The sequence below is a fragment of the Roseovarius atlanticus genome (genome assembly GCF_019802205.1).
GTDB lineage: Bacteria > Pseudomonadota > Alphaproteobacteria > Rhodobacterales > Rhodobacteraceae > Roseovarius > Roseovarius atlanticus_A.
In genome coordinates this window covers 930,408-956,374 of record NZ_JAHVHQ010000003.1, presented here as the reverse complement: position 1 = coordinate 956,374, position 25,967 = coordinate 930,408, and the positions used below count along the sequence as shown (strand labels likewise).

At 66.1% G+C, this 25,967-nt stretch carries 32 protein-coding genes and 1 tRNA gene; 15 read left to right on the top strand and 18 right to left on the bottom strand.

Annotated features, from left to right (window positions below):
• Positions 1-98: 98 nt before the first annotated feature.
• Entirely contained in the window at positions 99-836 is a 738-nt protein-coding gene (gene fabG / locus KUV49_RS10600) for a 3-oxoacyl-[acyl-carrier-protein] reductase (RefSeq protein WP_222449921.1), read from the bottom strand.
• A gap of 80 nt (positions 837-916) precedes the next feature.
• Positions 917-1,861: an ACP S-malonyltransferase gene (gene fabD / locus KUV49_RS10595; RefSeq protein WP_222449920.1), complete on the bottom strand. Its 945-nt coding sequence runs from the start codon at positions 1,859-1,861 to the stop codon at positions 917-919.
• Positions 1,862-2,035: 174 nt separating this feature from the next.
• On the opposite strand from fabD, the gene KUV49_RS10590 reads away from it, so the two are divergent.
• Positions 2,036-3,304 (top strand): cytochrome b/b6 domain-containing protein, encoded by a 1,269-nt coding sequence (locus tag KUV49_RS10590; protein ID WP_222449919.1) that lies wholly within the window; start codon positions 2,036-2,038, stop codon positions 3,302-3,304.
• Positions 3,305-3,418: 114 nt separating this feature from the next.
• On the opposite strand, the gene KUV49_RS10585 is transcribed toward KUV49_RS10590, so the two are convergent.
• Together KUV49_RS10585 and KUV49_RS10580 are read right to left on the bottom strand one after the other, a co-directional pair.
• Positions 3,419-3,997: a YceI family protein gene (locus KUV49_RS10585; protein ID WP_222449918.1), complete on the bottom strand. Its 579-nt coding sequence runs from the start codon at positions 3,995-3,997 to the stop codon at positions 3,419-3,421.
• Between the two features lie 132 nt (positions 3,998-4,129).
• Complete coding sequence (locus KUV49_RS10580; RefSeq protein ID WP_222449917.1) at positions 4,130-4,615, bottom strand: hypothetical protein; 486 nt, start codon at positions 4,613-4,615, stop codon at positions 4,130-4,132.
• 258 nt (positions 4,616-4,873) lie between these two features.
• Between KUV49_RS10580 and rpsF the strand changes: the two genes are divergently transcribed.
• The 3 genes from rpsF to rplI are packed head-to-tail and all read left to right on the top strand — an operon-like array spanning position 4,874 to position 6,141.
• On the top strand, positions 4,874-5,230 hold the full coding sequence (rpsF, locus tag KUV49_RS10575; RefSeq protein ID WP_152492099.1) for a 30S ribosomal protein S6: 357 nt from the start codon (positions 4,874-4,876) through the stop codon (positions 5,228-5,230).
• A gap of 26 nt (positions 5,231-5,256) precedes the next feature.
• Positions 5,257-5,484 (top strand): 30S ribosomal protein S18, encoded by a 228-nt coding sequence (gene rpsR, locus KUV49_RS10570; protein ID WP_093029287.1) that lies wholly within the window; start codon positions 5,257-5,259, stop codon positions 5,482-5,484.
• 12 nt (positions 5,485-5,496) lie between these two features.
• On the top strand, positions 5,497-6,141 hold the full coding sequence (rplI, locus tag KUV49_RS10565) for a 50S ribosomal protein L9 (protein ID WP_222449916.1): 645 nt from the start codon (positions 5,497-5,499) through the stop codon (positions 6,139-6,141).
• 485 nt (positions 6,142-6,626) lie between these two features.
• On the opposite strand, the gene tig is transcribed toward rplI, so the two are convergent.
• From tig to KUV49_RS10540, 5 genes are all read right to left on the bottom strand, one after another.
• Positions 6,627-7,955: a trigger factor gene (gene tig / locus KUV49_RS10560; RefSeq protein ID WP_222449915.1), complete on the bottom strand. Its 1,329-nt coding sequence runs from the start codon at positions 7,953-7,955 to the stop codon at positions 6,627-6,629.
• Positions 7,956-8,279: 324 nt separating this feature from the next.
• Positions 8,280-8,909, bottom strand: a complete 630-nt coding sequence (locus KUV49_RS10555; RefSeq protein WP_222449914.1) for an SCO family protein — start codon at positions 8,907-8,909, stop codon at positions 8,280-8,282.
• Positions 8,909-9,478 carry a hypothetical protein gene (locus KUV49_RS10550; protein ID WP_261391158.1) on the bottom strand — a complete coding sequence of 190 codons (570 nt, stop codon included), beginning with the start codon at positions 9,476-9,478 and terminating at the stop codon, positions 8,909-8,911. Before KUV49_RS10550 ends, KUV49_RS10555 begins: the two co-directional genes overlap by 1 nt.
• An 11-nt stretch (positions 9,479-9,489) precedes the next feature.
• Entirely contained in the window at positions 9,490-9,942 is a 453-nt protein-coding gene (locus tag KUV49_RS10545) for a hypothetical protein (protein ID WP_222449913.1), read from the bottom strand.
• A gap of 142 nt (positions 9,943-10,084) precedes the next feature.
• Positions 10,085-10,169: transfer RNA gene (locus KUV49_RS10540), tRNA-Leu, on the bottom strand.
• Between the two features lie 253 nt (positions 10,170-10,422).
• Between KUV49_RS10540 and KUV49_RS10535 the strand changes: the two genes are divergently transcribed.
• Positions 10,423-10,830, top strand: a complete 408-nt coding sequence (locus KUV49_RS10535) for a Hint domain-containing protein (protein WP_261391157.1) — start codon at positions 10,423-10,425, stop codon at positions 10,828-10,830.
• A gap of 31 nt (positions 10,831-10,861) precedes the next feature.
• On the opposite strand, the gene KUV49_RS10530 is transcribed toward KUV49_RS10535, so the two are convergent.
• Positions 10,862-12,406 (bottom strand): NAD(P)H-hydrate dehydratase, encoded by a 1,545-nt coding sequence (locus KUV49_RS10530; RefSeq protein ID WP_222449911.1) that lies wholly within the window; start codon positions 12,404-12,406, stop codon positions 10,862-10,864.
• 168 nt (positions 12,407-12,574) lie between these two features.
• On the opposite strand from KUV49_RS10530, the gene KUV49_RS10525 reads away from it, so the two are divergent.
• The 6 genes from KUV49_RS10525 to KUV49_RS10500 all read left to right on the top strand — a co-directional run bounded on the left by KUV49_RS10525 (position 12,575) and on the right by KUV49_RS10500 (position 17,979).
• Positions 12,575-12,913: a P-II family nitrogen regulator gene (locus KUV49_RS10525; RefSeq protein WP_103764005.1), complete on the top strand. Its 339-nt coding sequence runs from the start codon at positions 12,575-12,577 to the stop codon at positions 12,911-12,913.
• Positions 12,914-12,949: 36 nt separating this feature from the next.
• A complete protein-coding gene (gene glnA / locus KUV49_RS10520; protein WP_222449910.1) occupies positions 12,950-14,356 on the top strand; it encodes a type I glutamate--ammonia ligase in 1,407 nt (468 codons plus the stop codon).
• Positions 14,357-14,570: 214 nt separating this feature from the next.
• A complete protein-coding gene (locus KUV49_RS10515) occupies positions 14,571-15,434 on the top strand; it encodes a hypothetical protein (RefSeq protein ID WP_222449909.1) in 864 nt (287 codons plus the stop codon).
• Between the two features lie 194 nt (positions 15,435-15,628).
• Positions 15,629-16,444: a lytic transglycosylase domain-containing protein gene (locus tag KUV49_RS10510; protein ID WP_222449908.1), complete on the top strand. Its 816-nt coding sequence runs from the start codon at positions 15,629-15,631 to the stop codon at positions 16,442-16,444.
• 189 nt (positions 16,445-16,633) lie between these two features.
• The gene (locus tag KUV49_RS10505; RefSeq protein WP_222449907.1) at positions 16,634-17,068 is read left to right on the top strand and encodes a glyoxalase superfamily protein; all 435 of its coding nucleotides are present in this window, start codon (positions 16,634-16,636) and stop codon (positions 17,066-17,068) included.
• Between the two features lie 182 nt (positions 17,069-17,250).
• Positions 17,251-17,979: a hypothetical protein gene (locus KUV49_RS10500; RefSeq protein WP_222449906.1), complete on the top strand. Its 729-nt coding sequence runs from the start codon at positions 17,251-17,253 to the stop codon at positions 17,977-17,979.
• Between the two features lie 192 nt (positions 17,980-18,171).
• On the opposite strand, the gene KUV49_RS10495 is transcribed toward KUV49_RS10500, so the two are convergent.
• The gene (locus tag KUV49_RS10495) at positions 18,172-18,612 is read right to left on the bottom strand and encodes a DUF6314 family protein (RefSeq protein WP_315899499.1); all 441 of its coding nucleotides are present in this window, start codon (positions 18,610-18,612) and stop codon (positions 18,172-18,174) included.
• A 55-nt stretch (positions 18,613-18,667) separates the two neighbouring features.
• Here KUV49_RS10495 and purB point away from each other — a divergent pair, with 55 nt between their 5' ends.
• From purB to KUV49_RS10480, 3 genes are all read left to right on the top strand, one after another.
• On the top strand, positions 18,668-19,975 hold the full coding sequence (gene purB / locus KUV49_RS10490; protein WP_222449905.1) for an adenylosuccinate lyase: 1,308 nt from the start codon (positions 18,668-18,670) through the stop codon (positions 19,973-19,975).
• A gap of 105 nt (positions 19,976-20,080) precedes the next feature.
• On the top strand, positions 20,081-20,242 hold the full coding sequence (locus KUV49_RS10485; protein WP_144435523.1) for an adenylosuccinate lyase: 162 nt from the start codon (positions 20,081-20,083) through the stop codon (positions 20,240-20,242).
• Positions 20,243-20,368: 126 nt separating this feature from the next.
• A complete protein-coding gene (locus KUV49_RS10480; protein ID WP_222449904.1) occupies positions 20,369-21,442 on the top strand; it encodes a flagellar motor switch protein FliG in 1,074 nt (357 codons plus the stop codon).
• A gap of 3 nt (positions 21,443-21,445) precedes the next feature.
• Here the strand turns inward: KUV49_RS10480 and KUV49_RS10475 are convergent, their stop codons facing one another.
• Positions 21,446-22,528: an ABC transporter ATP-binding protein gene (locus tag KUV49_RS10475; protein ID WP_152492082.1), complete on the bottom strand. Its 1,083-nt coding sequence runs from the start codon at positions 22,526-22,528 to the stop codon at positions 21,446-21,448.
• A gap of 209 nt (positions 22,529-22,737) precedes the next feature.
• Between KUV49_RS10475 and KUV49_RS10470 the strand changes: the two genes are divergently transcribed.
• A complete protein-coding gene (locus tag KUV49_RS10470) occupies positions 22,738-22,875 on the top strand; it encodes a hypothetical protein (protein WP_222449903.1) in 138 nt (45 codons plus the stop codon).
• A gap of 7 nt (positions 22,876-22,882) precedes the next feature.
• Here the strand turns inward: KUV49_RS10470 and KUV49_RS10465 are convergent, their stop codons facing one another.
• The 6 genes from KUV49_RS10465 to KUV49_RS10440 are packed head-to-tail and all read right to left on the bottom strand — an operon-like array spanning position 22,883 to position 25,962.
• Positions 22,883-23,422 carry a DsbE family thiol:disulfide interchange protein gene (locus KUV49_RS10465; protein ID WP_222449902.1) on the bottom strand — a complete coding sequence of 180 codons (540 nt, stop codon included), beginning with the start codon at positions 23,420-23,422 and terminating at the stop codon, positions 22,883-22,885.
• The gene (gene ccmD, locus KUV49_RS10460; protein WP_261391156.1) at positions 23,415-23,570 is read right to left on the bottom strand and encodes a heme exporter protein CcmD; all 156 of its coding nucleotides are present in this window, start codon (positions 23,568-23,570) and stop codon (positions 23,415-23,417) included. The genes KUV49_RS10465 and ccmD overlap by 8 nt, the downstream gene beginning before the upstream one ends.
• Positions 23,570-24,304 carry a heme ABC transporter permease gene (locus KUV49_RS10455; protein ID WP_057793604.1) on the bottom strand — a complete coding sequence of 245 codons (735 nt, stop codon included), beginning with the start codon at positions 24,302-24,304 and terminating at the stop codon, positions 23,570-23,572. Before KUV49_RS10455 ends, ccmD begins: the two co-directional genes overlap by 1 nt.
• 17 nt (positions 24,305-24,321) lie before the next feature.
• Entirely contained in the window at positions 24,322-24,978 is a 657-nt protein-coding gene (gene ccmB / locus KUV49_RS10450; protein ID WP_222449900.1) for a heme exporter protein CcmB, read from the bottom strand.
• The gene (ccmA, locus tag KUV49_RS10445; protein ID WP_222449899.1) at positions 24,975-25,592 is read right to left on the bottom strand and encodes a heme ABC exporter ATP-binding protein CcmA; all 618 of its coding nucleotides are present in this window, start codon (positions 25,590-25,592) and stop codon (positions 24,975-24,977) included. The genes ccmB and ccmA overlap by 4 nt, the downstream gene beginning before the upstream one ends.
• 16 nt (positions 25,593-25,608) lie before the next feature.
• Positions 25,609-25,962: an Mth938-like domain-containing protein gene (locus KUV49_RS10440; RefSeq protein ID WP_222449898.1), complete on the bottom strand. Its 354-nt coding sequence runs from the start codon at positions 25,960-25,962 to the stop codon at positions 25,609-25,611.
• Positions 25,963-25,967 lie beyond the last annotated feature (5 nt).

Sequence of the window (25,967 nt, the reverse complement as noted above, 5' to 3'; positions counted from 1 at the left end):
CAGTATTACCCCGGCGTAAACTGCGCCGCCTATAGCATATGCGGCGCGATTGGCAAATGGATTCCCCTGCCCTTGTTTCGTTACGGTGCGGCGGCGCGTCAGAGCATCGCCATGCCGCCGTTCACGTGCAGCGTGGCCCCCGTGACATACCCCGCCTCCGGGCTGGCAAGATAGAGGACGGCCGCGGCGATTTCCTCTGGCGTGCCCATGCGGGCGGCGGGAATCTGCGCGTTGATCTTGTCCTTCTGATCGTCGCTCAGCTTCTCGGTCATCGCCGTCGCGATAAAGCCCGGCGCGACCGCGTTGGCGGTGATCCCGCGGCTGGCCACCTCATAGGCGATGGACTTGGTCATGCCCACCATCCCGGCCTTGGAGGCGGCATAGTTCACCTGGCCGGGGTTGCCCGTCGCGCCCACGATCGAACTGATGTTGATGATCCGCCCCCAGCGCGCCTTCATCATCGGACGCATCACGCCCCGGCAGAGGCGCATCGTGGCGGTCAGGTTCACGTCGATCACGCTCTGCCACTCTTCGTCGGACATGCGCATGAAGATCTGGTCGCGGGTGATCCCCGCGTTGTTCACCAGGATATCGACGCTGCCCATGGCCTCGACGGCCTGTTTCGGCAGCGCATCGACGGCCTCCGGGTCGCTCAGGTTGCAGGGCAGCACATGCGCCCGCTCGCCCAGCTCGCCCGCCAACGCCTCCAGCGGCTCGACCCGCGTGCCCGACAGGCCCACCGTCGCCCCTGCTTTGTGCAGCGCCCTGGCAATCTCTCCGCCGATGCCCCCGGATGCGCCGGTCACCAGCGCCGTCTTTCCCGTCAGGTCGAACATGTGTCTTGATCCTTCTCGTCTGGCGCCAAATTTCTTGCAGAAGAAATTTGACAAGAAAATCCCATTTTCTTGGTCGCGGCTCAGCCGGCCATCGACTCCGCGGCCGCTGCCACGTCCTCGGGGGTGCCGACCGCGCGGGTGGCGATATCGCGGTTGATCCGGCGCACCATGCCAATGAGCGCCTTGCCCGCGCCGATTTCCCAGATATCGTCGACACCTTGCGCGGCCATGTACTCGACCGACTCGCGCCAGCGCACCGATCCCGTCACCTGCTTGACCAGGAGTTCCCGGATCCGGGCCGGATCCTGCACCGCGCCGGCCGTCACGTTGGCGACCACAGGCACGCGCGGCGACTTGATCGTGACCTCCGACAGGGCGGCGGCCATCGCATCGGCGGCGGGCGCCATCAGCGCGGAATGGAACGGCGCGCTGACCGGCAGCAACATGGCCCGCTTGGCGCCCTTCTCCTTGGCCAGTTCCACCGCCTTTTCCACCGCGGCGGCGTGGCCCGAGACCACGACCTGCGCCGGATCGTTGTCATTGGCGGCTTGCACCACGCCGCCATCCGCGGCGGAGGCCTCGGCCACCTCGCTCACCGTGGCGAAATCCAGCCCCAGGATCGCGGCCATTGCGCCTTCGCCCACCGGCACGGCGGCCTGCATCGCCTGGCCCCGCGTGCGCAACAGGCGCGCACAGTCGCTGATGCTCAGCGCCCCGGCGGCGGCCAACGCGGAATATTCGCCCAGCGAATGCCCCGCCACCAGTGACGCCGCCTCGATGCTCACACCCTCGGCCTCCAGCGCACGCACGGCGGCCAGCGACGTGGCCATCAGCGCCGGCTGCGCGTTCTGCGTCAGGGTCAACGTCTCCTGGTCGCCCTCCCAGATCAGCGCGCTCAGCTTTTCGCCCAGTGCCTCGTCGACCTCGTCGAACACGGCCCTTGCCGCCGGATAGGCATCGGCCAGCGCCTTGCCCATCCCGACCGTCTGCGCGCCCTGCCCGGGAAATACGAATGCCTTGCTCATGGTCCCTTGCCCTCCCGTTCAATGCCCTCCGATAGCGTGACGCGCCGTGCGGTGCAATGTCGGGGGCCGAAAAACCGCCCCTGCCGCACGCCCGCTGTGCGCAGGCAATCATTGCCCCTGCCCCGCGCTCGGCTAGAGTGCAGACGAACTTTCCGCCAAATCAGAGCCACCACCATGCCCCTCGCCAATGCGCACGACCGATACGGTGCCGTCACCAAGACCTTTCACTGGCTGACCGCGCTGCTGATTCTCTCGGCCATCCCGCTCGGTCTTTTCGCCAACGACCTCGCCCACGCGGTCCGCAACCCGGACATTGCCACCACCGACGCCGACGTCTCGCGCGCGGCCTTCCTGTTCTCGCTGCACAAGACAATTGGCGTCACGGTCTTCTTCGTGGCCCTGCTGCGCATCCTCTGGGCCATGGGCCAGACCAAGCCCGGCCTGCTGAACGGCGACAAGCCGCTCGAGGCACGGGCCGCCGAAACGGTGCACTGGCTGCTCTACGGCTCTCTGGTGGCCGTGCCGCTGACCGGCTGGATCCACCATGCCGCCACCACCGGCTTTGCCCCCATCTGGTGGCCGTTCGGGCAATCCCTGCCCTTGGTGCCCAAGGATGACGGCCTGGCCCATACCTTCGCCTCCCTGCACCATATCCTGAACTGGGTGCTGTGGGGCAGCCTCGCCGCCCATGTCGCCGGGGCGCTCAAGCATCACGTCATCGACCGCGACGCCACGTTGCGCCGGATGCTGCCCGGCCGCACCACGGCGGAGCCGACGGCGCGACAGCCGGGGCATGTCCTGCCCGCCGTCGCCGCGCTGGTGATCTGGGCCGCCGCTCTGGGCACCGGCAGCGCACTGGGCTATTTCTCGCACGAAACCGAACCCGCGCAGAGCGCCGGAGCCGACACCGCCGAACCGGCCGCCGAGACCGCCAGCGCGGAAGCCCCCGCACAGACCCAGGGCGCCGAAAACGCCTGGACCGTCACCGCCGGCACGCTTGGCCTGACAGTGGTGCAAATGGGCTCCGAGGTGACGGGCCAATTCGAGGACTGGACTGCCGACATCGTCTATGACGAGACCGCCGACAGCGACGGCAGCCACGGCACCGTCGACGTGACGGTGACCATCGCCTCGCTGACGCTGGGGTCGGTCACCAGCGACGCCAAGGGCGCCGACTATCTCGCCGCCGAAGACCATCCCACGGCCACCTTCTCTGCCGACATTGTCTCGCGCGACGCCGGGCATGTCGCCACCGGCACGCTGACGATCAAGGACAACTCCGTTCCCGTCGAAATGCCCTTCGAGCTCACCATCGACGGCGACACCGCCACCGCCTCGGGCGGGCTGACCGTCGACCGGCGCGATTTCGGGATCGGCGGACAAAGCGAAGGCAATGTCGGCGCCTCCGTCGATATCCGGTTCGATCTGACCGCCGAACGCTAGGGCACGTCATCCCCGTCCCGGGCCTGACCCGGGACCTCCCCCGCCTCCTGCACGCATGAAAAAGGCCCGCATCCTCGGATGCGGGCCTTGGCCGTACTGGAATGACCTGCAGGCTTATTCCGCCTTCCCGGCCTCGATCGAGATCATCACCTGAAGCTCGTCGCTGACCGCCGGGGCCGCGAAATCCAGCCCGTAATCCGAGCGCTTCAGAGTGGTCGTGGCGTCAAAGCCGACCCATTGCTGTTCCTGCATCGGGTGCGCGTCTGCCTTGTTCAGCTCCGCATCCAGGACGACGGACTTGGTGGTGCCGTTGATCGTCAGGTCGCCGGTGATCTCGGCGGTATTGTCGCCGGTGACTTCGATGCCGGTCGAGGTGAAGGTGATCATGTCGCCCTCTTCGGCCCCGAACATCTCATCGCTCATGAAGTGCTCCAGCCGCTTTTCCCAGCCGGTATACATCGACATCACCGGGATCGACACCGACACGCTGGAATTCGCCGGATCTTCCTGGTCGAACATGATCTCGCCCTCGAACCCCGTGAAAACGTTGTAGGTGGTCGAAAAGCCCAGGTGCTCGTAGGTGAACACCACCTGGCTGTGGCTGGGGTCCAGGTTGTATTGCTCCGGCGCGGCCAGTGCGGCGGTGCCGAGGCCCGCAAGCGCCATCGAGGTCGCGAATGCGATGGATTTCATGAAGTGCTCCTTCCGTGGTGCGTTGAATATCCCGACGGAAGATGATGCATTTGATGCATCACGCAAGGCGCAAGAATTGAACATTTCGTGTGGAGCGATGAACAGCCCCGCCCGGCGCGGGCGCACACCGTGTCAGCTGGAGCGCGGCATCGCGCTGCGGATGGCGCTGGCCTCCTCGTCCGAGCCGAGCGGCATTTCCAGCACCAGCACGCCGGACGCATCGCGGGCCCGCAACTTGCGCCGGTTGACGGAAAGCTCCTGCAGCGCGTCGATGTCGTGGCAGGTCTTCAGGGTCGAACGGCCCTTGGCGTCGTATTCATAGACCCGCAGCTGGCGCTTCACCGGGTCGATCTGCACCTCGGGTCCGGGCGCCTCGCGGTTCAGACCGTTGAACAGGATCAGCCCGCCCAGCAGCAGCACGACCGAGGCGAAAAGCTTGATCAGCTGCATCGCCGCGTCCTCGGCCGGCATCAGCCACAGCCCGCCCGCCGACATGCAGAGCGCCGCCCCGGCGAATGCGGTCAGCGCCCGGCGCGCCGCACCTTCGGGGGCATCGGCCACCGCGCTGTCCTCTGCCGTCCTGGTGCTCTGAAAGCGCGCGTCGAGTGCATGTGTCATCGGCCTGTCCCTGCCCGGTTCGGTGTCAAGCCCAGCCTGCGCAGTAATCGCGACCAAAATGCGGCGGACCCTCGGCTGCATCAGGGCAGAGCGCGGGCAATTTCACGACGGCCAACGCCCCTTGCCAAGCGCAGGGATGCGTCGTATACGCCCACTTCCTTTCGCATGTATATCGAACCGCGCAGTCTCTCGTGGACGGGCCGCGAAAGGATGAAAAGGCCCGCCTTTGAAATGCGCCCAGACAGAAGTGGAACCCACATGCCGCTCTACGAGCATGTTTTTATCTCGCGTCAGGACTTGTCCAACACGCAAGCCGAAGGCCTTGTCGAACATTTCAGCACCGTGATCACGGATAACGGCGGAAAGATCGTCGAATCCGAGTACTGGGGCGTCAAGACGATGGCCTACAAGATCAACAAGAACCGCAAGGGCCACTATGCCTTCCTGCGCACCGACGCCCCGTCGGAAGCCGTGCAGGAAATGGAACGCCTGATGCGCCTGCACGAGGACGTGATGCGCGTTCTGACCGTCCGGGTCGACGAACACGAGGAAGGCCCCTCGGTCCAGATGCAGAAACGTGACGAGCGTGGCGACCGCCGCGAACGTCGCCCCTGATCGGCTTGAAGAAAGGACACTAACCCATGGCTGCAAAACCGTTTTTCCGTCGCCGCAAGGTCTGCCCCTTCTCGGGCGACGATGCACCCAAGATCGACTACAAGGACACCAAGCTGCTGCAACGCTACATTTCCGAGCGTGGCAAGATCGTGCCCTCCCGTATCACCGCCGTCTCGGCCAAGAAGCAGCGTGAACTGGCCCGCGCCATCAAGCGCGCCCGCTTCCTCGCCCTGCTGCCCTACGCCGTGAAATAAGGAGAAAGACCCATGCAAGTCATCCTTCTCGAACGCGTGGCCAAGCTGGGCCAGATGGGCGATGTGGTCGAGGTGAAGCCCGGCTTCGCCCGCAACTACCTGCTGCTGCAAGGCAAGGCGCTGACCGCCTCGAAAGAGAACATCGCCTCCTTCGAGGACCAGAAAGCCCAGCTCGAAGCGCGCAACCTGGAATCCAAGAAAGAGGCCGAGGCCCTGGCGGCCCGCCTCGACGGACAGAAGTTCATCGTGATTCGCCAGGCTTCCGATGGCGGCAACCTCTACGGCTCGGTCTCGACCCGTGACGCCGCCGCCGTCGCCACCGAGGAAGGCTACTCGGTCGACCGCAAGCAGGTCCTGATCCGTCAGCCGATCAAGACGCTGGGCCTGCATGACGTCGAGGTGCACCTGCACCCCGAGGTCGAGGCGCATATCGTCCTCAACGTCGCCCGCTCGCCCGAAGAGGCCGAGCTTCAGGCGTCGGGCCGCACCATCCAGGACGTGGCCGCCGAGGAAGAGGAAGCCGCCGATTTCGAGATCGCCGAGCTCTTTGACGACATCGGCGCCGCCGCCTCCGAGGACGACGATCTGGCCGAGGCCGTCGAGGAAGAGACCGCGTCGGACGACGCCGGCTCGGACGACGAGAGCGAAGACAAGTAAGCGCGGGCATATCGCCGCCGCGAACAAGGGCCGCCCACCACGCGTGGGCGGCCTTTTTCTTTTGTCTCCGAGCTTTGCTGCAACGACGACACGTCTCGGACGTCATCCCGGACCCGATCCGGGATCTCCTGCCGCAAGAGGTCCCGGGTCAGGCCCGGGACGGGTCGGGTGTGCGGGACGTTGCTGCCGTTCACGTTGGACGCCATCGCCAGCCCCTGGGGTGGCGATCCGACAGAAATTCTGAAGCACTTTATGCCTGCCAAACACATCCTCGGAAGGGTCGTTGTGCCCAGTCTCAGCCAAATCGCCAGCCCGAGGGAGGGGCTGACGATGGCCGGGCCGCTTCGCGGCTGTTAACCGGCTGGGTGCCCAACACCAACGTCTCACAAGGCCTCGAAGCTACCATTCCGCTCCGACCCGTCGCTTGGCTAAAAAAAGGGCCGTCCCACCGGACGGCCCTTCCCTATCCCTGAAACCGGCAGACCTCAGTCTTCCAGCTTCTCGACCTCTTTCTCCAGCTCGTCCTTCGACACCTCTTTCTCGGTGATCTTGGCCTCGCTGGCGATGTGGTCGATGACCTTGTCCTCGAAGATCGGCGCGCGCAGCTGCTGGCGCATCTGCGGGTTCTTCTGCACGAACTCGAAGAATTCACGCTCCTGCCCCGGGTATTGCCGCGCTTGCTCCATGACGGCCTGCGTCATTTCCTGGTCGGTCACCTGCACCTCGGCCTTCTGGCCCAGGTCGGCCAGAAGCAGGCCAAGGCGCACGCGGCGCTCGGCCAGGGTCTTGTGCTCATCGGTGGGTTCGATCTCGGGGTGATCGTGGCCTTGCACGTCGGGGTTTTCCTCGTGCCACAGCTGGTGCGCGATCTGGCCCGCTTCGGCCTCCACCATGCTCGGCGGCAGCTCGAAGCTGACCAGCCCGTCCAGCTGATCGAGAATGCCGCGCTTCATCACCGCGCGGGCGGCACCGGCGTACTCGGCTTCCAACCGCTCGGCGATCTGCTCTTTCAGCGCATCCAGGCTCTCGGCGCCGAACTTCTCGGCCAGCGCGTCGTCGATCTCGGCCGCCACCGGCTCCTTCACCGCCTTCACGGTGCAGGTGAACTCGGCGTCCTTGCCGGCCAGGTGCGGCGCTTGGTATTCCTCGGGGAAGCTGACCTTGACCACCTTCTCCTCGTCCACCTTCACGCCGACCAGCTGTTCCTCGAACCCGGGGATGAAGCTGTTGGAACCGAGCGTCAGCGGGTAATCCTCCGCGCTGCCGCCCTCGAAGGCCTCGCCATCGACACGGCCCACGAAATCGATCGTGACCTGGTCGCCGTCCTTGGCCTTGGTGCCCTTCTTGCGGTCCTTGAAGTCCTGCGCGCTGGAGGCAAGATTCTGAAGCGCCTCGTCGACCTCCGCGTCACCGGCCTTCACGACCAGCTTCTCGGCCTTCACCTTCGACAGGTCCACCTCGGGGATGTCCGGCAGCGCCTCGTAGGTCATCTCGACCTCGACATCGTCACCCGGTTTCCAGTCCTCGTTGACCATCTTGACGGCCGGCTCGGCCGCGGGGCGCTCGCCCTTGTCCTCGAAGTGCTGGCTCATGGCGCCGTCGACGGCTTCCTGCATGGCCTCGCCCATGACACGCTCGCCGAACTGCTTTTTCAGCAGCGGCAGCGGCACCTTGCCCTTGCGGAACCCCTTCATCTCGACATCGGGTTGCGCTTCCTTCAGCTTGTCCATGACCTTGTCGTCCAGCTCCTTGGCCGACAGTTTCATCGTGTAGCCGCGTTTCAGCCCTTCATTGAGCGTCTCTGTGACCTGCATGTTCGTCCTTCCATTGCAAAAAGGCCGCGGAGGCGTCCGCGGCGGTCAAAATCACTCCGGCTATCTATTGATGGTGGCTGTGGCGTGCAAGCGGAGTCTTGGCGCACCGCGCCAAGACTCCGTCCCGGACTTGATCCGGGACCTCCCAGCCACCTCGCACTACCCGTCCCGGGCCTGACCCGGGACCTCCCCGCCACTTCGCACCAACACGTCCCGGACTTGATCCGGGACCTCCCAGCCACTTCGCACCAACACGTCCCGGGCTTGACCCGGGACCTCCCAGCCACCTCGCACCAACACGTCCCGGGCTTGACCCGGGACCTCTCACCCCCCCACGTATTTCCGCACGATCGCACTCACCTGCTCGGGCGGCAGCACGGGCGGCACCTGCGTCAGCACTTCGCCTGCAGGGTCCAGCAGGTAGATGAAGCTGCCGTGGCTGTAGATCGGCCCGTGCTCGGGATCGTCGAAGAGGTGCTCGAACTCCACCCGGAACGCGTCATAGGCCACGTCCAGCGCCTCGGGCGTGCCGGTCAGGCCCAGCAGGTCGTCCGAGACCTCTGCCAGCGACGGCCCCATAGTCTCAACCGAGTCCAGATCTGGGTCGATCGTCACCACCAGCGCCGCCATGTCCACGCCCTCCGCCTCCAGCTCCGCCACCGCCTCCGCCATGAGCGGCAGCGCCGCGCTGCAGATCCCCGGACAGTTGGCGTAGCCGAAAAAGAGCAGCTGATGCCGGCCCTCGGGATCGGCCTGCGTCCGCACCCGTCCCGTGTGGTCGACCAGCTCGAACGGCCCGCCAACCTCCCACGGCAGCGCGACAGGCGCCTCCTTCAGCGCCGCCGCCAGCCGGTCTTCGGGCACAGCCGTCGCGCCCGGCCCGTGGTCCTCGCCGTCATGGGCCTGCGCCGCAGCCGCCAGCAGAAACGCCGCGGCGGCCAGCCTGCCCCGCATCAGAACCACTCCTCGATAAAGGCTTCGTCCGCCTCCAGCCCCAGCCCCAAGTACCCGCTTTCCCCGATCATGCCCTGCACGCGCGGATCGCGCCGGAACCACGGCCCCTTGCCTTCGGCATCCGGATGCGCCTCGGCCCATTTCTTCGTCCAGCTGTTGGCGGTGACCCATTCGCTGGCGCCAACCTCGCGGATTTTCTGCACGAGGTAGATATTCGTGGCCCCCAGCTCCGGGTCCTCGATCATCAGCCCGTCCACTTCGACCTCCGCCCCGCAATAGGGCGCCAGGTCCAGCGCCGCGCCGGTAAAGGCGGGCTGATTGTTCTTGTTGGGATAGACCAGCACGCCGTCGACCGACCGCAAGAGCCCCAGCTGCCGCTTGCCCCCGCCGCAATCTTCGGCGCAGTCGCCGGTCAATTCGCAAAGCATGTCCACCACCGTCGCCTCGAACCGCGCCGGTGTCTCGGCGGCGAGGTTCCAGGTCTTCGCCTCGGAGCCGTCCGAGAACTCCTGCGCCGCCGCGGGCAGGCCCAGGCAAAGCGCGGCGGTTGTCATGGCAATCCGTGTCATGGTCACACTCCTCATTCCGCCGGCTCGGGGATGGCAAAGCCCGGCACCGGGCCATAGATGTCGTGGCTTAGGTTTGTGATGCCGTGATCGGTCACCACCTCCTCGACCACCAGGTAATTCAGTCCGTCACGCCGGTAGAGCATGCCGTCCGCCGTCACCTCGTGGCTCGCCAGCCGCAGCTGGGTGTCCCCGCTGGCCGAGGCGTCGTCGGCCTCGATCTTGAGAACCATGTAGACGGCGCCATCCTCGCCCAGGAGCCCCACGGGGATGCCCCCCGCCGAGCACCACAGCGCGCAGGTGTGATGCGCCGTGCCGACCACCGCGTCGGGCCCGCCCATGACGCCGGAATAATAGCACCAGGTGTCGATGATCTCGCCCCTGACCTCGACCCGCTCGCCCTCGGCGGCAATTGCCGAGACCGGAGCCGAACAGGCCAGCACCACACTCACCCAAAATCGCTTCATCCCATGATCCTCCGCGCAATGACTTGATCCCTGAACACGCCGATTAAGCCCCGGGAGCCGATCACGCGTCCAATCACATTTTCGGAAAGACCCGGTGACAACACGCGCCGCGCCCGTGCGTGACGCTCATTTCAAGGGGGAATGGTGCGGGTGAAGGGACTTGAACCCCCACGCCTTGCGGCGCCAGAACCTAAATCTGGTGCGTCTACCAATTCCGCCACACCCGCATCGAGCCGGGTCTTAGCAAAGCCCGTGAAGGGATGCGAGGGGAAAGTGTCGGGCAACACGCGCCGTGAAACGTCCCCGAACCTCAACAAAAAGCGCGACATTTGCGAAATGTTAACGTAAGCTGTCCAACAATCTGAGGCAGAAAACAGAGCGAGATAGCCCATGGAACCGAAAACGGTCGGGGGCACAGGCGGGACCAGCCCGTCCGGAGCCAGAGTGCAGGCCAGCGGCTTTGCCGCAGGTGCCATCGTCATGACATTGGACGGCGAGAAAGCGATCGAGGATCTTCGGCCCGGCGACCGCGTGATCACGCGCGACACCGGCATGGCGGTCCTGCGGGGCGTCGCGTCGGCCACCCTGCGGACCCGCGCCATCCGCGTGCAGGCCGGCTCGCTCGGCCACACGCGCCCGGTGCGCGACGTGCTCTTGCCCGCGGGCCAACTGCTGCTGATCCGCGACTGGCGGGCCGAGGCGATGTTCGGCGCAAAACGGGCCGTGGCCGCGGTCTCGCGCCTGGTCGACGGCGAATTCATCACCGACGAGGGCGAGGTCGACATGACGCTCTTCACCCTCGAATTCGACACGCCACACGTGCTCTATGTCGACGGGCTCGAAGTCGCCAGCACGGCCGATATCGCCGCCCTGTCCAAAGCGGCCTGATCCTCCTGTCCCGGGCCTGACCCGGGACCTCTCAGCCGGCCCCGTCCCGCAGCACCCTGGGCAGTTCCTCCGGCAGGTCCTCCGCGATCAGTCCGGGGCCGAAACTGCGTGCGCAGTCCACGTGCAGCCAGGCCGCGGCCTCCGCCGCCTGCATCGGCTCCACCCCCCGCGCCAGAAGCCCCGCGATGAAGCCGGCCAGCACGTCTCCCGCCCCGGCCGTCGCCAGCCATGGCGCCGCGCGGTCATACTGCGCGGAATTGATGCTGCACCGCCCGTCCGGCGCCGCAATCACGGTGTCCGCGCCCTTGAACAGCACCACGCAGCCGGCCCGCGCCGCCGCGTCCCGCGTCGCGTCCACCTTGGAACAGGCCGGGCCTGCCATCGGCGTCGCGTCCAATCGCTCCGCGATATCGGGAAAAAGCCGGGCAAACTCGCCGCCGTGCGGCGTCAGCACGCACGCCGCGTGCAACATTTCGAACAGCTCGTCCGGCGCTTCGGCAAAGGCCGTCAGCGCATCCGCATCCAAGACCGTCGGGCGAGGCTCCACCCCGCCACGCCCCAACGCGACGGGTACCAGCTCCCGCGCCCGCTCCACGCCCAGCCCCGGCCCCAGGCAGACCGCGCTCAAACGCTCATCCTGCAAGACGTCCGCCAGCCCGTCGCCGCCCTCGACCCGGGCCAGCATGATCGACGTCACCTGGCAGGCCGCTTCCATCAGCGCCGAGGGCGGCACCCCCAGCGTCACCAGCCCCGCCCCGATCCGCAGCGCCCCCCGCGCCGCCAATCGTGCGGCCCCGGTGCGCCCCGCGCCGCCCGACAGAACCAACGCGTGACCGTGGCCGTACTTGTGTCGTTCCGCGCGCTTCTCCAGATGACCGCTGCAAGGCCTCTCGACCAGGCGCACCGCGCCGTCGGCGCCCGCCCCCGGCTCCAGCCCGATATCCTTGACCTTCAGCTTTCCAGACTGATGCGGCCCGCGCGACAGGTGGTGCCCCGGCTTTGCTGCATGGAACGTGACCGTCAGATCGGCCCTGGCGCACGCGCCCAGGGCACGGCCGCTGTCGGCACAAAGCCCGGACGGAATATCCACCGCCACGGTGCGACCCGCCTTCAAGTCGCGAAACCCATCGAACGCCGCCAGAACCTGCGCAAGCTTTCCCTCCACCGGCCGGGACAGTCCCGTTCCGAACACCGCATCCACCAAGAGCTGCGGCGCGCGCCCCTGCCCGACGCCACGGATCATGTCGCCAACCGCGCCCATCTGCGCCCACCGCTCGTAATTCACCCGCGCATCGGGCGGCAGCTTTTCGGGATCGCCGAAAAGGAACAGTTCGACATCCCAGCCCCGATCGCGCAACAGCCGCGCCACCACGAACCCGTCGCCACCGTTATTCCCCGGCCCGCACAGAACCACCGCCCGGTGCGACGTCGCGGCCAAGTCGGGCCATTCCTCGAACACCGCCTCGACCACGCCGCGCCCGGCGCGCTCCATCAGCTCCAGCCCGGTCACCTCGCCGGACGCCATCGCGGCCTCTTCGACGGCCCGCATCTGGGCCGCGGTCAGCAATTCGGTCATTCCCGCCTCACTTCGATTCATTTCAGCACAAAATTCGGGCATTATGCCTAAATTTTAATCACGCAAATTTATCACCCTGCCACATGCCCGCCCAAACTCCCTATCCGATTGTGCCGCGTTAACAGAAATGATCTTCAAATCCCGCAAGTCAGTCGGAGGAGTCGACCCATGAAAAAAATCGAGGCGATCATCAAGCCCTTCAAGCTCGATGAAGTCAAGGAAGCGCTTCAGGAGGTGGGTGTGCAGGGCCTCTCGGTGATCGAGGTCAAGGGCTTCGGCCGCCAGAAAGGCCACACCGAACTTTATCGCGGTGCCGAGTACGTGGTCGACTTCCTGCCCAAGGTGAAGATCGACGTCGTGCTGGACGACGATCAGGTCGACGCCGCGATCGAGGCCATCGTCGATGCCGCCAAGACCGACAAGATCGGCGACGGCAAGATCTTCGTCAGCCCCGTCGAACAAGCCATCCGCATCCGCACCGGCGAATCCGGTTCGGACGCGCTTTAATCTACACCTGGAACCACAACGAAGGGATCAATGGACATGAGCGCAAAAGATCTGCTCAAGACGATCAAGGACGAGGAGGTCGAATATGTCGACATCCGTTTCACCGACCCGCGCGGCAAGCTGCAGCACGTGACGGTCATCGCCGACGAGGTCGACGAGGATTTCCTCGAAGAAGGCTTCATGTTCGACGGCTCTTCGATCGCCGGCTGGAAATCGATCGAAGCCTCGGACATGAAACTGATGCCCGACACCAACAGCGGCTACATCGATCCCTTCTATGCCGAGAAAACCATCTGCGTGCATTGCTCGATCGTCGAACCCGACACCGGCGAAGCGTATGAGCGCGACCCGCGCGGCACCGCCGAAAAGGCCGAGGCCTACCTGAAATCCAGCGGCATCGGCGACAGCGCCTTCATGGGCCCCGAAGCGGAATTCTTCCTCTTCGACGACGTGCGCTTCTCCAACTCGATCAACAAGGTCTCCTACGAGGTCGACGCGATCGACGCCTCCTGGAACACCGACACCGAGTACGAGATGGGCAACATGGGCCATCGTCCGGGCGTCAAGGGCGGCTACTTCCCGGTGAACCCCACCGACGAGGCGCAGGACATCCGCTCGGAAATGCTCTCGACCATGAAGCGTCTGGGCATGAAGGTCGACAAGCACCACCACGAGGTGGCGTCGTGCCAGCACGAGCTTGGCCTGATCTTCGGCACCGTGACCAAACAGGCCGACGAGCTGCAGAAATACAAATACGTCATCCACAACGTCGCCGCCGCCTACGGCAAGTCGGCCACGTTCATGCCCAAGCCCATCGCGGGCGACAACGGCACCGGGATGCACGTCAACATGTCGATCTGGAAAGACGGCAAGCCGCTCTTTGCCGGCGACAAGTACGCCGACCTGTCGGACGAGGCCCTGTGGTACATCGGCGGCATCCTGAAGCACGCCAAGTCGCTCAACGCCTTCACCAACCCGTCGACCAACAGCTACAAGCGCCTGATCCCCGGCTTCGAGGCCCCCGTGCTGCGCGCCTACTCGGCCCGCAACCGCTCGGGCTGCGTCCGGATCCCGTGGACCGAGTCGCCGAAGGCCAAGCGCGTCGAGGCCCGTTTCCCCGATCCGTCGGCAAACCCCTACCTGTGCTTTGCCGCGCTCCTGATGGCCGGCCTCGACGGCATCAAGAACAAGATCGACCCGGGCGAGGCGATGGACAAGAACCTCTACGACCTGCCCGCCGAAGAGCTGGAAGGCATCCCGACCGTCTGCGGCAGCCTGCGCGAAGCCATGCAGGAACTTCAGGCCGATCACGACTACCTGCTGGCCGGTGACGTGTTCACCAAGGACCAGATCGACGGCTATATCGAGCTCAAGATGGAAGAGATCGAAAAATACGAACACACGCCGCACCCGGTGGAGTTCGGCATGTATTACAGCTGCTGATCCGGCAGACATCCTGTACCGACACGGGCGCCTTTTCCGGAAGGCGCCCGTTTTTTTGTCCTGCCCGTCCGAAATCACCCGAAAAACCGGCTCAAACAGGCGGATTCCCGCCCGTTTCCGAAAAGTGCCCAATCGGTTTCATATTTGAAACACACTGTCTCCATTAACTCTTTGGATGATCCAAGTGTGAGAGTGAACAACCGGGGAGTGAAAGATGGCACAGAGCGATACCCGCGTCATGGCGGGGCTGATCTTCATGGAAGAGAAATCGATCGACCTCCTGGATGCGGTCACGCGCACCGCCGAGGCGTTGAAAGGCCTTTGCGAGGACGTCCGCTCGCTCGGGTTTCTGTCCGACAGGGACGCCGGGGTCGAGACCGAACAATACCGGGTCTGCCTGACGCTCAGCGACAATGTCGTGCTGCCCGGCCTGGAGGAAGAAGCAAACACCCTGTTGCGGATCGACGTCTGCCGACGGGACCCGGCGGCACCCGACTCCGGCCCGGCGATCGACGCCGTGCTGGCGCGCGTGGCCATCGACCTCAGCGATCACCTGCGCCCGACCCACCTGCAATGGGTCGAGCAAGAGGCCATCCTGTCGACCGAAGAGGTCTTCGAGGCCCGCGAGCCCGCGGCCTGCGATACCCCCGAAGCCGACACGCTCAGAGACCAGACCTTGCGCGCCCGCAGCGCCCTGACCGGAATAGGCGAGCTGCACAGCAGGCTGGACGAACAGCTCGAGCGCACGCCCCCGCCGGAAATGCCGGTCCTGCCCTCGAGGGATTTCCTGGGCGAATCCGAGGGCATTATCGAAGACACCCCGCAAATGGTCGCCCCCGCCATCGAGAACATCGCCGAAGAGACCGATCGCCTGCGCCTGTCGGCCTGGCTTCTGTCCATCGCGGTGGCCTGCATCGCACTGCCGGTCGGTGTGGCGCTGGTGATCATCAATCTGGTCAAGGGCGAGAACCTGCGCCTCGCCGGACAGGCGGCGGCGTTGTCGGGGCTCTTCGTGTCGCTTCAGGCGAACGGCGCCACCGCCGCCGCCGCGCAGGTGATCCAGTCCGTTCTGGGCTGACCGGCCCGCCTCCCGCCCCGACGGACAAGGGGCAGGAGGCATATTTGCGGAACACACCCGCCCGATCGACCGTTGTCGTCCCGGACGGGCGCTCGCTGAACGCCCGTTCCGATGTGCCGGACCTCTTGGAGAATTGACTTTGTTCCCCTGTCCGGCTCGGCTAACATCCCGCCTGTCTGACCTGGAGCTGCTCAATGTCTTTGAAATTCAAATCCCGTTTTCTTGCGCTTGCCGTCGCCGGCGCCGCCACCTTGACCGCCGCAACGGCGGCCCATGCCCAGTGCGGCAATAACGCCAGCGGGTTCGAACAATGGAAAGCGGGCTTCGCCCAGCAGGCCCAGGCCGCGGGCGTCGGCCAACGCGGCCTCCAGGCGCTGGCCCAGACCAGCTATGCCTCCGGCACCATCGCCGCCGACCGCAACCAGAAAAGCTTCCGCTACTCGCTCGACAAGTTCATGCAGGTGCGCGGCGCCAACACGATCATCTCCCAGGGCCGCAAGCGCAAGGCGCAGAACCCCGGTTTCTACAACTGGATCGAACAGAATTACGGCGTGCCCGCGGGGGTCATCATCGCCATCCACGGCATGGAGACCGGCTTCGGCGGCTTCATGGGCGACAGCTCGGTCGTCTCGGCCATCGTCACCCTGACCTACGATTGCCGCCGCTCGGATTTCTTCCGCCCCCACGCCATCGGCGCGCTCAAGCTGGTGGATCGCGGCTCGATCACCCTCAACACACGCGGCGCCAAGCATGGCGAACTGGGCCATACCCAGTTCCTGCCCGGCAACGCGTTGACCTACGGCGTCGACGGCAACGGCGACGGGCGGGTGGATTTCTACAACCAGGCCGACGCGCTGGTCTCGACCGCCAACTTCCTGCGCCAGAAGGGCTGGCGTCCGGGGGCCGGCTACCAGCAGGGCCAGCCCAATTTCAACGTCATCAAGCAGTGGAACGCGGCCACCGTCTATCAACAGGCCATCGCCATCATGGCGGCCAAGATCGACGGCTGACGGCCCCGGGGCTTGACGCAACGGCACGGCCTGCCTATCTGCGGCATTCACGGGGCGTCAGGCCCCCGCCGCCCGCAGGCCGTCGCGCCATGGTGAAGCCCTGACAGATCATTGCATTGACCCGGGGCTTCGACCGGGCAGCAACGCGGGCCCTGCCGATCCGATTTCGCCCCATCTGGGAAAACTGCAATGACACAGACCATCCTGCCGTCGCGCGACGTGCTCAAAGGGCATGCGCGCAAACTTCGTGACACCCTCGCCCGCGCCGGAACCCCGGTCAGCCACTCCGCCGCGCTGGAACATCTGGCGCATCAATGGGGCTACCGCGACTGGAACACCCTGTCCGGGGCCGCCACGCCCCCGCCGGCCCGTGCCTGGACCCTCGGTCAGCGCGTCTCGGGACGCTACCTGGGCCACGCCTTTGCCGGCACGGTCAGGTCGGCCACGGCCAAGGGGCCGGACCATGTCGAGCTGACCATCGCCTTCGACACCCCTGTCGACGTGGTCGAGTCGCCCCGGTTCAGTTCCCTGCGCCGCCAGGTGTCCTGCACCCTCGGTCCCTCGGGCCGCACGGTCGAGAAAACGTCCGACGGGCAGCCTCACGTCGTGCTGGACCTGCCCTGAGACACCCCCGCGCGCCGCGCCACCAAGAGGCGCGGCGCGCCTCTCTGGTGAACGCCCCTCAGTCCCCTAAACGGGACGGCGTTCTTGATTTTGCCGCAGATTCTTCCAACGCCGGACGCAGTTGCTCCCTATTCGTGGGAGACGCCCGGATTGTCGCAAAGACCGTTCACCACGGAAAAAGAATGTTCCAAGACCAGCAGGCTTCCATCGCTCTGTTCAGCTATCGCCGCGCACCCGCGGCGCAGGCCGGCGACATCGTGCGGGCCATCGACGGAATGCTGCAAGGCACCGACGCCCAGCCGCGCCGGATCAACTGGGTGGATGACGGCGTCGCGATGATCGACCGCATCGGCGTCCGCATCGCCATTGCCCTTCTGCCGCCAAGCCCACAGGATCGCTATGCCCATCTCGTGCTGGCCGTGGGCGCCCCGCCCGACGCGCACGAAACGGATGACCCCTTCGATGTCTCCTACGCGCATCTCGCCGACCGGCTGGTCTACCGCGTCAAGGAGGACATGCCCTATGACGCGATCATGCGCGGCGAGACCCCCGAAGCGGTCGATCACGCCCTCGTCCGGTCGCTCTACGATCTTCTGCGCCAGTCCTCCCCCGTCGCCTCCCCTGTCGCCCCGCCCGCCGGTCTGGCCAACCTCGGCACCCGGCCCCGGCCCGACGCGCCCGGCGCGTCACCGCATCCCCCGGTCGAAGAGCGCTTCGACATCATCCTGTCCGAAGACGTGCCCGGCATGACCACTTCCCCGCCGGAATGGCTCCGCAAACGTGCCGCGCCCACCAAGCCGCTGCGCCTGGCGGTGCACACCATGGCCCTGTCGATCATGCTCTTTACGCCGCCCCTGGGCGCGTTTCTCTTCACCTATTCCATGCTGCGGGACATCACTGACGACAATTGACCACCCCTGCTCCGGTGCAGGTCGCTGTGAAACGGGCGGCACCCTCGGGTGCCGCCCTGCCTGTATGTAGCCTCTTTATCCGGCTTATTCCGTGCCTGGCTCGGGTCGGCTGCCATGCCCGCCCGGCTCTTGTTTTTGCTATTGTCTCTCATACCGAAACAATTTGGCCGAAATAAGGCGAATTGTTTAATTTCATGGCCCAGTCAGGCGGGTGAACCGGCTGACCATCCGGTATGCCTTGCGCGGCCCGCACACCTGCCAGCGCGCGCTCCAGTCCGGCCAGTCCGCGAAATCGTACCGGACCTCGTACATGTCCGGGTCGCACCAGTGCTCCGCCGCGCCGCCTTCGGTGATACTGTGAAAGAACCGCCCATCCTCGAACATCACGTCGATCCCGCCGCCGTCCCGCGCCCGCCACAGGTACCCCCGCTCGGCCCGCATCGGCGGCTGCCCGGCCATGCTCAGCACGCCCGCCTCGCGATAGACCAGCCCGCCCTGCCCCGGGACAAGCCGCGCCTCGCCTTCGAACCGCGCCGGCGCCGCGCCGGCGTGCACCACGTCACGCTCCAGCCGCCACGCGCCTTCGAAATCTGCCAGTTCCGGTACCAATCGCCACGCCCGTCTTGCCGCCACCCGTTCCTCCGTCTAAACCGCGCCCGACACCCATTCAATCCAAAGGTCCGTTCGCATGATCCCTCGCTATTCCCGCCCCGACATGGTCGCCATCTGGGAACCCGCCACCAAGTTCCGCATCTGGTACGAGATCGAGGCCCATGCCTGCGACGCCATGGCCGACCTTGGCGTGATCCCGCGCGAGAATGCCGAGGCCGTGTGGAAGGCCAAGGATGTGGAATTCGACGTCGCCCGCATCGACGAGATCGAGGCCGTGACCAAGCATGACGTGATCGCCTTCCTCACCCACCTGGCCGAGCATGTGGGCAGCGAGGAAGCCCGCTTCGTCCACCAGGGCATGACCTCCTCGGACGTTCTGGACACCTGCCTGAACGTCCAGCTGGTGCGCGCCGCCGACCTGCTGATCTCCGACATGGAAGACCTGCTCGCCGCCCTCAAGCGCCGCGCCTTCGAACACAAGATGACCCTGCGCGTCGGCCGCTCGCACGGCATCCATGCCGAGCCCACCACCATGGGCCTCACCTTCGCGCGTTTCTACGCCGAGATGGACCGCAACCTGACCCGCCTGCGCACCGCCCGCGCCGAGGTCGCCACCGGCGCCATCTCCGGCGCGGTCGGCACCTTCGCCAATATCGACCCGCGCGTCGAAGAGCATGTCTGCGCCCAACTGGGCCTCACGCCCGAGCCGATCAGCACGCAGGTCATTCCCCGCGACCGCCACGCTGCCTTCTTCGCCACGCTCGGCGTCATCGCCTCGTCGATCGAGAACGTCGCCATCGAGATCCGCCACATGCAGCGCACCGAAGTGCTGGAAGGCGCCGAATTCTTCTCGATGGGCCAGAAAGGCTCGTCCGCCATGCCGCACAAGAAGAACCCGGTCCTGACCGAAAACCTGACGGGTCTTGCCCGCCTGGTCCGCATGGCCGTGGTCCCGGCGATGGAAAACGTGGCGCTCTGGCACGAGCGCGACATCTCGCATTCCTCCGTGGAACGCATGATCGGCCCCGACGCCACCGTGACGCTGGATTTCGCCCTCGCCCGTCTCACCGGCGTCGTGGACAAGATGATCATCTTCCCCGAGAACATGCTGGAAAACATGAACAAGTTCCCCGGATTGGTCATGTCCCAACGCGTCCTTCTGGCCCTCACCCAAGCCGGCGTCAGCCGCGAGGACGCCTACGCCATGGTCCAGCGCAACGCCCTCAAGGTCTGGGAACAGCGCACCGATTTCAAAGAGGAACTTCTGGCCGACGCCCATGTGGTCGCCGCCCTGGGCACCGACCAGATCGAAGAGAAGTTCGACATGGATTACCACACCAAGCATGTCGACACGATCTTCACCCGCGTCTTCGGGGAAAGCTGAATTTCCGGGCATACCGCGCCACGCGAACCCGATCCGGGCCGGAGACACTGGCCCGGACGCGTTTTCGTGTTACCATCGGGGTTCTGATGAAAAGGAGTTCAAACCATGAAGTCCAAGACCATTACCACGTCCCTGGCCCTTGTTCTGGCCTCCACTCTTTCCGCCGCCGCCATGTGCCCCGGCAAGGCACAACAGGCCGCCTCCTGCGCCGAAGGCATGGTGTGGGACCGCGCGTCCGGCACCTGCGTCGAACAGACCATGAGCTGACCGGGCCACATATCCCAAGTCGAGGCGGCGCACCCGGGGACCGGGCGGCGCCGTTTCTAATTTTAGCTTTATCGGTTTGTTCACCACTCCCGCCCTAGGTTGCCGGCACGACATCCGGGGACTGGAATGAGCAGCAGCAATTTTGGGCAACTGGCGCTTCCGGGGCCGTCCGCAAACGCGGCGGCCCAGCTGACCCGCCGGCAGAAGGCCGCGATCATCGTGCGCTTTCTCATCAACGAAGGCGCGGATGTGCCGCTTCAGGACCTGCCCGACGAGTTGCAGCGCCGGCTGACCCAGCAGATGGGCACGATGCGCTATGTCGACCGCTCCACCCTGGCCGACGTCGTGGCCGAATTCGCCTCCGAGGTCGAGGCGATGGGCCTGACCTTCCCGCGCGGCGTGGCCGGGGCCCTGACCGCGCTGGATGGCCGCATCAGCCCGCAAACCGCCTCGCGCCTGCGCAAGGAGGCCGGCGTGCGCCAGTTCGGCGAGCCGTGGGAGCAGGTCCGCACCGCCGACACCGACGATCTCCTGGACATACTGCAATCCGAAAGCACCGAGGTGGCCGCCGTCCTGCTCTCCAAGCTCGACGTGGCCCGCGCCGCCGAACTCCTGGGCAAGCTGCCGGGCGACACCGCCCGCCGCATCGCCGTCGCCATGTCCCAGACCGGCGCGGTGACGCCCGATGCCGTGGACCGGATCGGCCTGTCGCTCGCCGCCCAGCTTCACAACGTGCCGGAAACCGCCTTTCCCGACAGCGCGGTGGACCGCGTGGGCGCGATCCTCAACTTCTCTCCCGCCGCCACCCGCGACGACGTTCTGATCGGCCTCGACGAAAGCGATGAAAGCTTTGCGGCCAAGGTGCGCAAGGCCATCTTCACCTTCGTCAACATCGCCGACCGGCTCAACCCGATCGACGTGCCCAAGATCACCCGCGACGTGGACCAGGCCGCGCTGGTTCAGGCGCTGGCCCACGCCCGGACCGCCGAAGACACCAGGGCGTCCGCCGATTTCATCCTCGAGAACATGTCGAAACGCATGGCCGGCGCCCTGCAGGAAGAGGTCGAGGCCCTGGGCAAGGTGAAACCCAAGGACGGCGAGGCGGCGATGACCGATGTGGTCAACGTCATCCGCACGCTCGAGGCCAGCGGCGAGTTGCAGCTGATCGTGCCGGACGACGATGAAGAGGAAGACGCCTGAGGCTCAGTCCACCGGGAAGATGAAACACTTGTCGCGGCGAATGGTCAGCCACATCGCGGTGCCCGCCTTGGGCAGGAACACCGCCGGAACCGTCACCTTGAAGCGCGGCCCGCCGAACGCCATGTCGAATTCCACCAGGCTTTCGCCGCCCATGAACCGCGCCCGCTTCACCACCCCGCGCACCGCCGTGCCGTCGCTGATCGTGGGCGCCGGGCCCTTGCCCGCACGGTCGAAATCCAGCTTCACATGCTGCGGGCGCACGACGATCTCGACCACCTGGCCATCGTCCACCCCAGGCGCCAGGAACTGACCGAAGGGCGTCTGGGCCAGCGCGCCATGCACCTCGCCGCGCACCACGTTGACGTCGCTGAAGAACGACACCGCCGCACCGTCCGCCGGGGCGTTGTAGATGTTGTAGGGCGCGCCCTGCTGCACGATCCGCCCATCGCGCATCAGCGCGATCGTGTCGGCCATACGCATCGCCTCCTCCGGCTCGTGCGTCACCAGCAGCACGGCGGTGTCCTGCTCACGCAGGATGTCCAGCGTCTCGTCCCGGATCCCGTCGCGCAGCCGGTTGTCGAGGCCCGAGAACGGCTCGTCCATCAGCATGATGCTGGGGCGCGGCGCCAGCGCGCGGGCCAGCGCCACACGCTGCTGCTCGCCTCCCGACAGCTCATGCGGAAAATTCTGCGCGTACCCGCCCAGCCCCACGCGCTCCAGCAACTCGGCGACCCGGACGGCTTTCTCGTCCGCCGTCCCGCTCAGCCCGAACGCCACGTTTTCGCCCACCCGCAGGTGGGGAAACAGCGCGAAATCCTGGAACATCAGCCCGATATGCCGCCGCTCTGGCGGCACGCGGTACACCGTGTCGCAGACCAGCTTGCCGTCGACCCAGATCTCGCCCGCATCCTGCATCTCGACGCCCGCGATCATCCGCAGCGTCGTCGACTTGCCACAACCCGACGGCCCCAGAAGGCACGTCACCTGTCCCGGCAGCACCGACAGCGAGACGTCGTCCACCACCGTGCGCCCGTCGTAACGGCGCACCAGGTTCCTTGTCTCAAGGCGCGGAATCACATCTTGCACGTCTGCCTCGTCTTTTTCCCGACTGAATGCGTCGGACTTGATGTCGCAAATAGCAACCCCGCCTGGTCCGCGCAAGATACCGCCGCCGCCACGGCAAACACGCGAAAGTGTGCCAAGCGGTGGAAATCCTGACTATCGCGACGCGACGACTGCGCCTATCTGAATCGTACTAACGAGCAGCAACGACAAAAAAACGACGGAGCCTACCGATGCGGAAATTCATTATCGCGATACAGGTCGCCCTGATCGCTCTTCTGGCCATAACCGGCGCCCTGGCCGGCCCCGACACGCGCCCGGCCTGCCCCCTCGGGGACCAGGTCACCGCCGCGCAGACCTGCGAAAAGTAAACCGGCCTCAGCCGCCCTGCGCGCGTTCGATCGCAGGGCGGATCTGGCTGTCCATGACACGCTGCGTGATCGGCCCCGGAAAGCGCAGCACCACCCGGCCCTCCCCGTCGATCACATAGGTTTCCGGCACCCCGTAAAGCCCCCAGTCCAGCGCCATCCGCCCCGTCTGATCGGCGCCGATGGCCGCGTAAGGATCCCCCAACTCGTCCAGGAACTTCAGCGCATTGCCCGGCTGGTCCTTGTAATTCACGCCGTAGATCGTGATCCCTTCCTCGGCCAGCGCGGTCAGGTGCGGATGCTCCACCCGGCAGGGCGCACACCAACTGGCCCAGTAATTCACCAGCTTGACGCCCCCGCTGCGCAGGTCGGCATCGTCAAAGGACGTCTTGCCCGCCAGCGCGGTCAGCACAACCGCAGGCGCCGGCTTGCCCTCGATCGCCGAGGGCAGCGCGTCGGGATCCTCGCGCTGCATCCCGATATAGAACACCGCGGCCAGCGCCGCGAAGATCACCGGCGGCAACACCATCAGGAACGAGGTCTTAGACATCCATTTTCCGCTTTCTTTCAACGTCTTTCAGCGCGTTCTTGACGCGCACGGACCGCCGCCAGCTGAAGACGACCAGCGCGATCAACAGCACCAGCGACACCGCGTAGGACGACAGCACCGCCTCGGCGTATTTTCCAAGCTCGGGCATCACGCCTCCATCCGGTCGCGGGCCAGAAGCGCCCGCATTCGCCGCGCGCGTATTTCGGTCTGCGTGCGCAGGAACACCAGCGCGATGAACAGGAACACGAACCCCGCGATGCTGACCAGCAGCGGGAAATAGAACACGTCCGCCACGTTCTCCTCCTTGTCCAGGCTCAGCGACGCCCCCTGGTGCAGCCCCTGGTTCCAGAACAGCACCGCGTAGCGGCTCAGCAGGGCAAAGACCGACCCCACGATGCACAGGATCGCGGTCAGGTCGGCGGCGGTGTCGTCATTCTCGATGGCTTCCCACAGGGCGATGTAACCGAGGTAGAACAGGAACAGGATCAGGAACGAGGTCAGCCGCGGGTCCCAGGCCCACCACGTGCCCCACATCGGCTGTCCCCAGATCGCCCCCGTCGCCAGCGCGATCACCGTCATCACCACGCCCACGGGTGCGGCCGCGCGGGCCGCCAGCGCGCTCACGTGGTGCCGCCGCACCACCCAGATCAGCGAAGCCACCAGCATCATGATCCACGCGTTGATCGCCATCAGCGCGCTCGGCACGTGCAGGTAGATGATCTTGACGGTCGAGCCCTGCCGGAAATCGTCCGGCGTGAAGAAGAACCCCCAGATCAGCCCCGTCGCCAGGCACAGCACCGCCAGCACCGACACCCACGGCAGAACCTTGTCCGTCGTGTCGATGAACTTCTTCGGGTTGGCGTATTCCCAGAGTGATGCCACGCGCGCAGATCCTTTCGTTAACGCAGGTTGACCCTCAATACCGCAGCCGATGCGAAAGGCAAAAGCGCGATGGTGCCGCAGGTGATCCCCGCCAGCATCAGCATCGGCGTCGTGTAATCCTGCCCGTCCACGCCCCGGCGCGCCATCTCGGCGCCAAAGATCAGCGTCGGCACGTAAAGCGGCAGCACCAGCAGGCTCAAGAGCAGCCCGCCCCGCCGCAACCCCACCGTCAAGGCCGCCCCGAACGCCCCGATCATGCTCAACGCCGGCGTGCCCAAGAGCAGCGACAGCACCAGCGGTCCGTAGCCCTGCACTGGCAGGCTCAGCAGCACGCCCAGCACCGGCGCCGCCAGCACCAGCGGCAGGCCCGTCGTGATCCAGTGCGCCAGGCCCTTCACCGCCGCCACCGCCTCCATCGGCAAAGGCGCGGTCGCCAGCAGGTCAAGGCTGCCGTCCTCCCAATCCAGCGCAAAGATCCGGTCGAGCGACACGAGGCAGGCCAGCAGCGCCCCGATCCACAGGATGCCCGCCGCGATGCGGGCCAGCAGCTCCGATTGCGGCCCCACGCCGAACGGTACCAGCACCACGACGATCAGGAAGAACGCGAGGCCCAGCCCGAACCCGCCCCCGGCCCGCACCGCCAGCCGGATGTCGCGCAGCAGCAGCGCGGTCACAGGAAGGCCTCGTCGAAATCGTCCAGCTCCTGGCGCACCGCGCGAAAGGGCGCCACGTCCAGCACCGTCGCCTCGTCCAGGCCCAGGTCGATATGCGTGGCCAGCACCGCGATGCCGCCTTCGGCCAGATGCGCCCGCACCACGGCGGCGAACATCGCCACCGCGCGCGCATCCAGCGACACCGTCGGCTCGTCCAGGATCCAGATCGCACGGCCCGTCACCAACAGCCGCGCCAGCCCCAGCCGCCGCTTCTGCCCGGCGGACAGAAAGCCTGCCGGCCGGTCGGCCAACGGCTCCAGTTCATAGGCCGCCAAGGCAGGGGAAACCTCTTTGCGGCCAAAGACCTGCGCCCAGAAGCTCAGGTTCTCGGCCACGCTCAGCGCCGGCTTTATTCCGTCCGCATGTCCTGCATAGACAACGCTGTCCGCCGGATACTCGACGCCGCCCGACACCGGCGGCTGCAACCCGGCCAGCGTGCGCAACAGCGTCGTCTTGCCCGCGCCGTTGGGCCCGCGCAGCACCAGCGCCTCGCCCGCCGCCACGGCAAAGCTCAGACCGTCCAGCACCCGCACGCCGCCGCGCGCCACGCAAAGGTCCCGAACCGTCAGGCGCATCGCCGGCCCACCGCTCTCAGACCGGCAACAGGGCCACGGCCACGCGCCGCCCCTCGGATATCAGCACGTTGTAGGTCCGCGCCGCGGCGGGCGAGTTCATCGCTTCCACCCCGAGGCCCGCCTCCTCCAGCGCGGTGCGGAAATCGCCTGGCACATGCGCGGTCTCGGCGCCCGTGCCGATGAACAGCACGTCGATCTCGCCCGCGAGTTCCACCAGCGACGCGCTGTCCTCGTACCCGCCCCAGGCGCGTACGCCGTCCGGGCCGGCGCAGATCGCGCCCTCGATCGCCTCTCCGCCCACGCGGAAGAACCCCGGCCCGTAGCCGTCGATCGGTTTCACGCCGGAAAATGTTACCTCGTTCAGGCGCATCGCGT